This window comes from Cryobacterium arcticum, from assembly GCF_003185895.1.
Taxonomy (GTDB): Bacteria; Actinomycetota; Actinomycetes; order Actinomycetales; family Microbacteriaceae; genus Cryobacterium; species Cryobacterium arcticum.
Window position 1 is genome coordinate 676,352 of sequence record NZ_QHLY01000005.1, and the last position, 9,632, is coordinate 685,983.

The 9,632-nt window shown below is 65.5% G+C and carries 10 protein-coding genes and 2 tRNA genes; 9 read left to right on the forward strand and 3 right to left on the reverse strand.

The genetic code is table 11. The features are described from left to right. The first annotated feature begins 15 nt into the window (after window positions 1-15). The 4 genes from gyrA (at window position 16) to CTB96_RS04875 (ending at window position 3,231) form a co-directional block, all read left to right on the forward strand. Window positions 16-2,544 (forward strand): DNA gyrase subunit A, encoded by a 2,529-nt coding sequence (gyrA, locus tag CTB96_RS04860; protein ID WP_248283236.1) that lies wholly within the window; start codon window positions 16-18, stop codon window positions 2,542-2,544. Continuing rightward, window positions 2,537-2,944, forward strand: a complete 408-nt coding sequence (locus CTB96_RS04865) for a DUF3566 domain-containing protein (protein WP_110125743.1) — start codon at window positions 2,537-2,539, stop codon at window positions 2,942-2,944. The genes gyrA and CTB96_RS04865 overlap by 8 nt, the downstream gene beginning before the upstream one ends. 84 nt (window positions 2,945-3,028) lie before the next feature. After that, window positions 3,029-3,102 (forward strand) — tRNA-Ile (locus tag CTB96_RS04870). Window positions 3,103-3,158: 56 nt separating this feature from the next. Continuing rightward, window positions 3,159-3,231: transfer RNA gene (locus CTB96_RS04875), tRNA-Ala, on the forward strand. Window positions 3,232-3,511: 280 nt separating this feature from the next. Here the strand turns inward: CTB96_RS04875 and CTB96_RS04880 are convergent. Continuing rightward, on the reverse strand, window positions 3,512-4,048 hold the full coding sequence (locus tag CTB96_RS04880; RefSeq protein ID WP_110125744.1) for a hypothetical protein: 537 nt from the start codon (window positions 4,046-4,048) through the stop codon (window positions 3,512-3,514). Between the two features lie 122 nt (window positions 4,049-4,170). Here CTB96_RS04880 and CTB96_RS04885 point away from each other — a divergent pair, with 122 nt between their 5' ends. Both CTB96_RS04885 and CTB96_RS04890 read left to right on the forward strand, forming a co-directional pair. Beyond that, window positions 4,171-4,710 (forward strand): peptidylprolyl isomerase, encoded by a 540-nt coding sequence (locus CTB96_RS04885; RefSeq protein WP_110125745.1) that lies wholly within the window; start codon window positions 4,171-4,173, stop codon window positions 4,708-4,710. 11 nt (window positions 4,711-4,721) lie between these two features. After that, window positions 4,722-5,570, forward strand: coding sequence for a rhomboid family intramembrane serine protease (locus CTB96_RS04890; protein ID WP_110125746.1), 849 nt, complete (start codon window positions 4,722-4,724; stop codon window positions 5,568-5,570). Between the two features lie 148 nt (window positions 5,571-5,718). Here CTB96_RS04890 and CTB96_RS04895 read toward each other — a convergent pair whose 3' ends face one another. Beyond that, window positions 5,719-5,961 (reverse strand): cell division protein CrgA, encoded by a 243-nt coding sequence (locus CTB96_RS04895; protein ID WP_110125747.1) that lies wholly within the window; start codon window positions 5,959-5,961, stop codon window positions 5,719-5,721. Window positions 5,962-6,058: 97 nt separating this feature from the next. Between CTB96_RS04895 and CTB96_RS04900 the strand changes: the two genes are divergently transcribed. The 3 genes from CTB96_RS04900 to CTB96_RS04905 are packed head-to-tail and all read left to right on the forward strand — an operon-like array spanning window position 6,059 to window position 7,703. Further along, window positions 6,059-6,856 carry a class E sortase gene (locus CTB96_RS04900; RefSeq protein ID WP_248283213.1) on the forward strand — a complete coding sequence of 266 codons (798 nt, stop codon included), beginning with the start codon at window positions 6,059-6,061 and terminating at the stop codon, window positions 6,854-6,856. Between the two features lie 50 nt (window positions 6,857-6,906). Then, a complete protein-coding gene (locus CTB96_RS20445) occupies window positions 6,907-7,068 on the forward strand; it encodes a hypothetical protein (protein WP_181397136.1) in 162 nt (53 codons plus the stop codon). After that, entirely contained in the window at window positions 7,065-7,703 is a 639-nt protein-coding gene (locus CTB96_RS04905; RefSeq protein ID WP_110125748.1) for an anthranilate synthase component II, read from the forward strand. Before CTB96_RS20445 ends, CTB96_RS04905 begins: the two co-directional genes overlap by 4 nt. Window positions 7,704-7,879: 176 nt before the next feature. On the opposite strand, the gene pknB is transcribed toward CTB96_RS04905, so the two are convergent. After that, window positions 7,880-9,577, reverse strand: a complete 1,698-nt coding sequence (pknB, locus tag CTB96_RS04910; RefSeq protein WP_110125749.1) for a Stk1 family PASTA domain-containing Ser/Thr kinase — start codon at window positions 9,575-9,577, stop codon at window positions 7,880-7,882. Window positions 9,578-9,632: the final 55 nt, after the last annotated feature.

A 9,632-nucleotide genomic window follows, 5' to 3' on the forward strand; every position in this document is an offset into this window, starting at 1 on the left:
CCCGACGCGGCCGGCATCGCGGCAGCCGCCGCGCACCTGACCCAGCACGGCAAGATCGACCAGGTCGACCTGCAGCTGGAAATGCAGCGCTCCTACCTCGACTACGCCATGAGCGTCATCGTCGGCCGGGCCCTGCCCGACGTGCGGGACGGCATGAAGCCCGTGCACCGCCGCGTGATCTACGCCATGTACGACGGCGGCTACCGCCCCGACAAGGCGTTCTCCAAGTGCGCCCGCGTTGTCGGCGACGTGATGGGTCAGTTCCACCCGCACGGTGACTCCTCGATCTACGACGCCCTCGTGCGTCTGGTGCAGCCGTGGAGCCTGCGTTACCCGCTGGCCCTCGGCCAGGGCAACTTCGGTTCCCCCGGCAACGACGGCGCCGCCGCCCCGCGATACACCGAAACGAAGATGGCCCCGCTGGCCCTCGAGATGGTGCGCGACATCGACGAGGACACCGTCGACTTCCAGGACAACTACGACGGCCGCACCCTCGAGCCGACAGTGCTGCCCAGCCGGTTCCCCAACCTGCTGGTCAACGGCTCCGTCGGCATCGCCGTGGGTATGGCCACCAACATCCCGCCGCACAACCTGCGCGAGGTGGCCGCTGGCGCCCTCTGGTACCTGGAGAACCCCGACGCCACCCGCGAAGAGCTGCTCGAAGCGCTGATCCAGCGCATCAAGGGCCCGGACTTCCCCACCGGCGCGCAGATCCTGGGCATCAAGGGCATCCAGGACGCCTACCGCACCGGCCGCGGCTCCATCACGATGCGCGCCGTGGTGAGCATCGAAGAGCTGCAGGGTCGCACCTGCCTGGTCATCACCGAGCTGCCGTACCAGGTGAACCCCGACAACCTGGCGATCAAGATCGCCGACCTGGTTAAGGACGCCAAGATCACCGGCATCGCCGACATCCGCGACGAGACCAGCGGCCGCACCGGCCAGCGCCTGGTGATCGTGCTCAAGCGCGACGCCGTGGCCAAGGTGGTGCTGAACAACCTCTACAAGCACACCCCACTGCAGGAGAACTTCGGCGCGAACATGCTCGCGATCGTCGACGGCATCCCGCGTACCCTCGCCCTGGACGGCTTCATCAGCGCCTGGGTCGCCCACCAGATCGACGTCATCGTGCGTCGCACCCAGTTCCGGTTGAACAAGGCCGAAGCGGATGCGCACATCCTGCGCGGTTACCTCAAGGCGCTCGACGCGCTCGACGAGGTCATCGCCCTGATCCGCCGCTCCCCCACGGTAGAAGACGCCCGCGAAGGCCTGATGGACCTGCTCACGGTCGACAAGCTGCAGGCCGACGCCATCCTGACCATGCAGCTGCGCCGTCTGGCCGCCCTCGAGCGCCAGAAGATCATCGACCAGGCCGCCGAACTCGAACTGCAGATCGTGGAGTTCAAGTCGATCCTGGCCAGCCCCGAGCGTCAGCGCACCATCGTCAGCGAAGAGCTGACCGAGATCACCGCGAAGTTCGGCGACGACCGCCGCACCGAGATCATGTTCGGCTTCGACGGCGACATGTCGGTCGAAGACCTCATCCCCGAAGAGGAGATGGTGGTCACCGTCACCCGCGGCGGATACATCAAGCGCACCCGCAGCGACAACTACCGCAATCAGCACCGCGGCGGCAAGGGCGTCAAGGGTGCGCAGCTGCGCGCCGATGACGTGGTCGAGCACTTCTTCGTCACCACCACCCACCACTGGCTGTTGTTCTTCACCAACACCGGCCGGGTCTACCGGGCGAAGGCCTATGAGGCCGTCGAAGCCGGCCGTGACGCCAAGGGCCAGCACGTGGCCAACCTGCTGGCGTTGCAGCCGGGCGAGGAGATCGCCCAGATCCTGGACATCCGGGATTACGGCGTCGCCCAGTACCTCACCCTGGCCACCCGCGAGGGCCTGATCAAGAAGACCGCGCTGAGCGAATACGACACCAACCGCACCGGCGGCATCATCGCGATCAAACTGCGCGAGGGCGACGAACTTGTCTCCGCGCTGCTCGTCGACGAAGATTCCGACCTGCTGCTGGTGTCGAAGAAGGGCATGTCGATCCGGTTCACCGCCTCCGACGACGCCCTCCGCCCGATGGGCCGCAGCACCTCCGGCGTGATCGGCATGCACTTCCGCGGCGAGGACACGCTGCTGGACGCCTCGGTTGTCTCCGACGACGGTTTCGTCTTCGTCGTGACCGAGGGCGGCTACGCCAAGCGCACCTCCGCCGACCAGTACCGCCTGCAAAACCGCGGCGGCCTGGGCATCAAGGTGGCCAAGTTGAACGATGACCGAGGCGACCTGGTCGGCTCCCTGATCGTCGACGAGGAGGACGAAGTCCTTGTGGTTCTTGCCAGCGGCAAGGTGGTACGCTCTGACGTCGCCGAAGTGCCGGCCAAGGGCCGGGACACCATGGGCGTCGTCTTTGCAAAGTTCGCGGACGAAGACAGGATCATCGCCATCGCGAAAAACACCGAACGCAATCTGGTCGTCGAAATCGAGGCGGCAGCAGAGAGCGAGTCGGGGAAAGTAGAATCAGCAGATGAGTAGTGTCGCCGAGAAACTGGCCAAGAAGTCGAGTCGGGGTGCAATGTCGTCCAAACAGGTACGTCTGAAGCTCGTTTACATTGACTTCTGGTCGGCCGTCAAGCTGTCCTTTTTGATCGCCGTCTGCCTGGCAGTCGTCACGATCGTCGCGACCTTCCTCACCTTCACGGTGCTGAACGGCACCGGCATCTTCACCCAGATCGACGCCCTCTACACGGACATCGCCGGGAGCGCCTCTGAGCTCACGACCATCTTGTCGATCGGTAACGTGATGGGCTTCGCCGTGGTCGTTGCGGTCATCAACACCGTCGTGATCACCGCCCTCGGCGCGATCTTCGCCGTGCTGTACAACCTGAGCGTCAAGGTCACCGGAGGCCTGCTCGTCGGATTCACCAACAACTGACGTTCGAAAGCCCGATCGGGGTCGCCTGCCGGCCTCGATTGGGACTTTTCGCCAGTATCCGGTAGTCTCAAACCTGCCCAATAGGGGGATATAGCTCAGTTGGTTAGAGCGCTTCGCTGATAACGAAGAGGTCCCAGGTTCAAATCCCGGTATCCCCACGTAGTTCATAACAGCCTTACATCTCCACCAGAGTCTCGTCGTGAGAAGCCGGTTCGGGGCCATAGCTCAATTGGTAGAGCGCCTGCTTTGCAAGCAGGAGGTCCGGGGTTCGATTCCCCGTGGCTCCACAGAAAGAAACCCCCAGTCGGCAGCAGCCGGTTGGGGGTTTTCTGCGTCCCGGATGTCTCGGCGGCCATCCCGGACACGGCCGGCACGGCCCGTGCGGCTTCCAGCGGGCCGCTCACGCCCTCGCGGTGCTCAGGGAGCGCAGTGCCCGCCCGACCGGTCCCATCCGCTGACACCCGCACACAGGGACGCACACGGCCGCGGCATCCGGCCGCGGCACCGGCAGCGTTAACTGAACAAGGCCCCCGCCGGAGACGGGGGCCTTGCTGAGAACGCGGTGAACTACGCTTCGGTGGTCTTCTCGATCGGCGAGTCGAGCAGCGACTCGTCTTCGGAAACCCACAGTTCGTCGTCGGCGCGGAACGTCTGCCAGATGGCGTACGCCACACCGGCAGCGGCTGCGATGCCCACGCCGATGGCAATATACGTGCCGGCGCCGAGTCCCTGCTTCTGCACGACGACCGGCTTCTGGAAACGCACCCGGTTGAGCGCGGCTTCCCGGGCATCCTTGGCGATGTCGCCAACCGAAAGCACGGTGCCGAGGGCGGTGCCGATTCCGGGGATGACCTTGTCAACGACCTGGTGGCGAACTCCACCAGCGAGATCCTGGGTGGCGTGCACACGGGGGAGCACGTAGTGCTCGTATCCCTGGCGAACGCGGGGTACTACTTCTTCACGAGTGAGCACCCCGGCCTGGCGGCCGGCTTCGCGTGCAATCTCGTTTGCGCGGTCGAGAACTTCCTGCTGGTGACTCCACAGTTCGTCCGCGCTCTTGCGCAGGCGTGTGAGTTCCTTTCGGCGCTTGCGTGACAGGCTCATCTGGACCCTCCATCGATTCGTGTGGTGAACAGGTCCATCTTGCCACTGAATACCCTGTGAGCGCTCTGGATGCCTGATCGGGAGTCGGAATCGGTCAATCCCGCTGTGCAAGAATTATCCGTATGTCTAAGCACACTGCGGTAGCAACGCTCAATACCACCCTCGGACCGATCAAGGTCAACCTCTTCGGCAACCACGCCCCGAAGACCGTCAAGAACTTCGTCGGCCTCGCCACCGGCGAACTCGAGTGGAAGCACCCGGCCACGGGCCAGACCTCCACCGATCCCCTGTACAACGGCACCATCTTCCACCGCATCATCAAGGACTTCATGATTCAGGCCGGCGACCCGCTGGGCCAGGGCACCGGTGGACCCGGCTTCCAGTTCGACGACGAGATCAGCCCCGAGCTCGACTTCACCCAGCCCTACGTGCTCGCCATGGCGAACGCCGGCATCCAGGGTGGCCGCGGCACGAACGGCTCGCAGTTCTTCATCACCGTCGTTCCGACCACCTGGCTGCAGGGCAAGCACTCGATCTTCGGCGCCGTCGAAGACGAGGCCTCCCGCAAGATCGTCGACCAGCTGGCGGTTGTGCCCACCGACGGCCGCGACCGTCCGCTCACCGATGTTGTCATCGAGAGCATCACCGTCGAGCAGGTCTAGGACCTCTGCACATGACTGGCCTGCCCGGAACCGCTGCAAACTTCTGTTATCGGCATCCGGGCAGGCAGAGTTTCATCCTCTGCCAGCGCTGCGGGCGCACCATCTGCCCCGAGTGCCAGACCCAGGCCGCCGTCGGTGTCATCTGCCCCGAATGCATGCGGGAGCAGCGCCAGAACGCGCCCCGCACCAAGTCGGCCGCCCGCACCAGCTTCAACCGCCTGACCGCTCCCGGTCAGCCCGTCGTGACCTATTCGATCATCGCGTTGACGCTGGTCGTCTTCGTGCTGCAGCTCATCCCCGGGCTCGGAGTCACCGACCGGTTGCTCTATGCGGGCATCTATTCGTACCCGGGCTCCTTCGAACCGTGGCGCATGCTCACAAGCGTGTTCGTGCACTCCACCGGGTTCATCTTCCACGTGCTGCTGAACATGTACACCCTGTGGATCTTCGGCCAGATCCTCGAGCGGATGCTCGGACGCGGCCGGTTCCTGGCGCTGTACCTGCTCAGCGGGCTGGCCGGTTCGCTCGGCGTGCTCTTCCTGGCATCGCCGCTGACCCCGGTTGTCGGCGCCTCCGGAGCGATCTTCGGCCTGATGGGCGCGTTCCTGGTCATCCAACGCAAGCTCGGCGGCAATGCCACCCAGCTGTTGATCCTCGTGGGCATCAACCTCGTCATCGGGTTCCTGCCCGGACTCAACGTGGCCTGGCAGGCGCATGTCGGCGGCCTGATCGGCGGCGCCGTGATCGGCCTGATCTTCGTGCAGACCCGTCAGCGCAGCAAGCGCACCCAGCAGCTGGTTCTCCTCGGCGGCTTCGCCGTGTTGCTGGTCGCGCTCAGCCTGACCAAGCTCTTCGTCTAGAGCGGGAACCGCCCTCGTCGACGGGGTTTTCCACACCCGGACGGATAGTTATCCACAGGAGTTTCCACACTGGGGATAATTACACGGCTGTAATTGACTACCCGAACGGGTGGTTAATTCCGGCGGTCTATCCGGTGAAGAGTTGGCGTCAGCGCCAGCGGGTGGTCATCAGGAAGCCGATGAAGGCAATCCCGAAGCCGACCATGATGTTCCACGACCCGAACGACGCGACGGGCAGGGCGCCCTGGCTCACGTAGAAGACGATGATCCAGGCCAGGCCGATGAGCATGAAGCCGAACATCACCGGCTTGAACCAGACGGCGTTCGGAGCGTCGTCGCCCGAGCGGGCCTCGGGGCGGGCGGGCTTGGTTCGGGGATTTGTGCGTGCCATGCCTGAGATTCTAGCGTCCCTGTCTGTGCCGACCGGCCGGGAGATCCCGGTGAACTGGTAGGCGGAGCGTCAGCTTCGCCCGATTAGAATCGACAGCATGACCGAGCCGGCCACGTCCGCAGTTCCGGCCCAGCGCGGGCGGAGGTCCAAGCGCGGGCCGAAACCGCGCGTGCGCCGCCGGGTGAGCGTGTTCGGGGTGCTCGGCGAGTTGTTCATCACCGGCGGGGTGCTGGTGTTCCTCTTCCTGGCCTGGCAGCTGTGGTGGAACGACGCCGTGATGGCCGCGTCCCAGTCCCGGGCAGCGGAATCGATCAGCCGCAGCTGGACCGAAGACGTCGCCCCCGATCCCGCCCCGGCTCCCGCGGAGGAAGGGTACGGTGATCCCATCGTGGCCACGGCACCCGGCAACGCGGATGCCTTCGCCGTGCTCTACGTTCCCCGCTTCGGTGCCGACTACCACCGCACCATCGCCGAGGGAGTAGGTACGAACGTGCTCAACAGCCCGGACTCCGGGATCGGTCACTACCCGGGTACGCAGATGCCCGGTGAGGTGGGCAACTTCGCGATCGCGTCGCACCGCAGCGCCAACGGCGGCGGCATGCACGTGATCAACGAGCTGCAGCTCGGCGACGCCATTTACGTGCAGACCGCCGACGGCTACTACACCTACCGGTTCCGCGACTTCGAATACGTGCCGCCGAGCGCGGTCGAGGCGATCGCCCCGGTTCCCCACGATCTCGAGGCAACCGCTGTCGACCGGCTGATCACCCTCACCACCTGCAACCCGCTCTATTCGACGGCAGAGCGGATCATCGCCTACGGTGTATTCGAGTCCTGGCAACCGACCTCTGCCGGTGCGCCGGCTGAACTCGCCGCCATGATGCCCGCCGCGTAGGCGCATCCACTCACTCAATTCCAGCGATACAAGCGATAAAGAGGACCACGATGTACGCAGCACTCTGGCGGATATTGCCCGGCCCGGTCTGGGTGCGTCTCCTGCTTGTGCTGCTGCTGCTGGCCGTTGTGCTCTACTCCCTTGCCACCTGGGTGTTTCCCTGGGTGAATACGATCGTTGACAACCAGGAAGTGACGGTGGGCGCCCCATGACCCGCATTCTCGTAATCGACAACTACGACAGTTTCGTGTACACCCTGAACGGCTACCTGCGTGAGCTCGGCGCCGAGACCGAGGTCGTGCGCAACGATGCCTTCCCCGCTTCGGAGACCGCCGCACGCATCGCCGAGTTCGACGGCGTGCTGGTCTCGCCCGGCCCTGGTAAGCCCGCGGATGCCGGCGTCTCGATCGCAGCGGTGGAGGCAGCCCTCACCGCGGAGCTGCCGTTGTTCGGGGTCTGCCTGGGGCACCAGGCGATCGCGGAGGCGTTCGGCGCCACGGTGACCAATGCCGAGGAGCTGATGCACGGCAAGACCTCGCAGATCACCCACGACGGCAGTGAGTTCTACGACGGGGTTCCCCAGCCCTTCACGGCCACCCGGTACCACTCGCTGGCTGTGGTGAACGGCACGGTGCCCAGCGACCTCGTCGTGACCTCACGCACCCAAGGAGGCGTGATCATGGGCCTGCGGCACGTGTCGGCACCGATCCTCGGTGTGCAGTTCCACCCGGAGTCGGTTCTGACCGAGGGCGGCTACCTGATGGTGGCGAACTGGTTGGCGCTGGCGGGGCTGCCGGAGGCGCGGGAGACCGCGAAGCACCTCACCCCGATGCTCAAGCTGAGCTGAGCCCGCGCCCGTCTGTCGAGGGTCGGCACGTCGGGTCTCGACAAGCTCGACCAGCGGGTCTCGACAAGCTCGACCAGCGGGTCTCGACAAGCTCGACCAGCGGGTCTCGACAAGCTCGACCAGCGGGTCTCGACAAGCTCGACCAGCGGGCGGTTGCCCTCGGCGAGTTTGGCCGATCAGCCGGCGCAGTAGGTGAGTTCAACCTCGGACTTCTGCGGCACATCGCCGGGGGCGAGGGACTGCTTGATGACCGGCGAGCCGGCCTGGCTGTCGCAGGTGTAATCCGGGGTCGGAGCGGGCACAAGCTGCACGGCGTCGGCCTGCAGGAGCGAGTTGGCGGCTGTGAGCGCCTGGCCCACAACATCCGGCATCGTCACTTGACCGCTGGAGACCGTGAAGTCCACCGTGGAACCGACCGGAGCCTGGCTGTGCGGGGCAGGAATGGTGTCGATGACCACGCCTTCCGCCACATCCGGAGAGTTCTCGGTGGTGACCGACCCGGAGACGAACTCCCGCTCCGTGAGGAACGGCTCCGCCGCAGAGAACGGCTGATTGGTGGTGTCAGGCATCTCCACGAGCTCGGCGCCGGTAGACACGAACACCTTCACCACGGTGGCGGGAGGCGCGATGGTGCCGGATGGCGGGTCGGTGCGGATGACTTCGTCCTTGGCCACGGTCGGACTGGACTCCTCGGCCTTGGTGGCCGCCAGGTCGAGTTCGAGCAGGGCATCCTGGGCGTCGTCGTAGGTGTAGCCCGCCAGTGCGGGTACGCGACGAGAGGAGTCGGGTAGTTCGTCGCTGGGCGTCAGGCTGAGCGCCCAGAACATCACGGCGATCACGATGACGATCACGCTGACGATACCGGCCCAGATCCAGATCACCGGTGGGCGCCGCTGGGTGCGGTCCATGGTCTGGTCTTCGGCCAGCTGCTTGAGGGCGAGCTCGGAGGACGACTCCACCGCCGGTGGTGCGCCGAACAGCCCGCCGGCGATATCGTCGGCCGGGCGGTGCACGGGGATATGCCCGGCGCCGGCCGACTCGACGTCGTTGCGGAACTCGACGGCGCTCTGGTACCGGTCGAAGCGGTCTTTGGCGAGGGCGTGCACGACAACGGTGTCGAGTGCCGGGGAGACCTTGGGGTTGATCGAGCTGGGCTTGACCGGGGCTTCACTGACGTGCTGGTAGGCCACTGCCACGGGGGTGTCGCCGCGGAACGGGGGCCGCCCGGTGAGCATCTCGAAGAGCACAACACCGCTGGAGTACAGGTCGGTGCGGGCATCCACTGACTCGCCCTTGGCCTGCTCCGGGGAGAAGTACGACGCCGTGCCGAGGATTGCGGTGGTCTGGGCGACGGTGGTGGCCGAGTCGGAGATGGCGCGGGCGATGCCGAAGTCCATCACCTTCACCTGGCCGGCCTTGGTGATCATGATGTTGCCGGGCTTGATGTCGCGGTGCACGACGCCGGCGCGGTGCGAGTACTCCAGCGCGGTCAGAACCCCGTCGATGATGCGAACGGCCTCGTCCGAGGCGATCGGCCCTTCACGGATGATGTCCTTGAGCAGGCGTCCGTCGACGAACTCCATGATGATGAACGGGATCTGGGACTCGGTGCCGTCGTCTTCGGTGACGGTCTCCTCGCCGGCATCGAACACCCGCACGATCGTGGGGTGAGCCATGCGGGCGGCCGCCTGCGCTTCCTGCCGGAACCGGGTGCGGAACGCGGGGTCGGCGGCGAGGGAGGATTTGAGCAGCTTGATGGCCACGGTGCGGCCGAGCCGGGAGTCGGTGCCGATGTGCACGTCGGACATGCCGCCGCGACCGATCGACGCGCCGACGCGGTATCGACCAGCAAGCAGACGGCCCTCATCAGTCAATGCAAAACTCCCTGCTCGCGGACACTGTTGGTCATTTTAGTCAAGATGCGCACCG

Coding starts and splice junctions, on each gene's coding strand:
- CTB96_RS04865 (WP_110125743.1), top strand. CDS start 2,537: ATGAGTAGTGTCGCCGAGAAACTGGCCAAGAAGTCGAGTCGGGGTGCA.
- CTB96_RS04880 (WP_110125744.1), bottom strand. CDS start 4,048: ATGAGCCTGTCACGCAAGCGCCGAAAGGAACTCACACGCCTGCGCAAG.
- CTB96_RS04885 (WP_110125745.1), top strand. CDS start 4,171: ATGTCTAAGCACACTGCGGTAGCAACGCTCAATACCACCCTCGGACCG.
- CTB96_RS04890 (WP_110125746.1), top strand. CDS start 4,722: ATGACTGGCCTGCCCGGAACCGCTGCAAACTTCTGTTATCGGCATCCG.
- CTB96_RS04895 (WP_110125747.1), bottom strand. CDS start 5,961: ATGGCACGCACAAATCCCCGAACCAAGCCCGCCCGCCCCGAGGCCCGC.
- CTB96_RS04900 (WP_248283213.1), top strand. CDS start 6,059: ATGACCGAGCCGGCCACGTCCGCAGTTCCGGCCCAGCGCGGGCGGAGG.
- CTB96_RS20445 (WP_181397136.1), top strand. CDS start 6,907: ATGTACGCAGCACTCTGGCGGATATTGCCCGGCCCGGTCTGGGTGCGT.
- CTB96_RS04905 (WP_110125748.1), top strand. CDS start 7,065: ATGACCCGCATTCTCGTAATCGACAACTACGACAGTTTCGTGTACACC.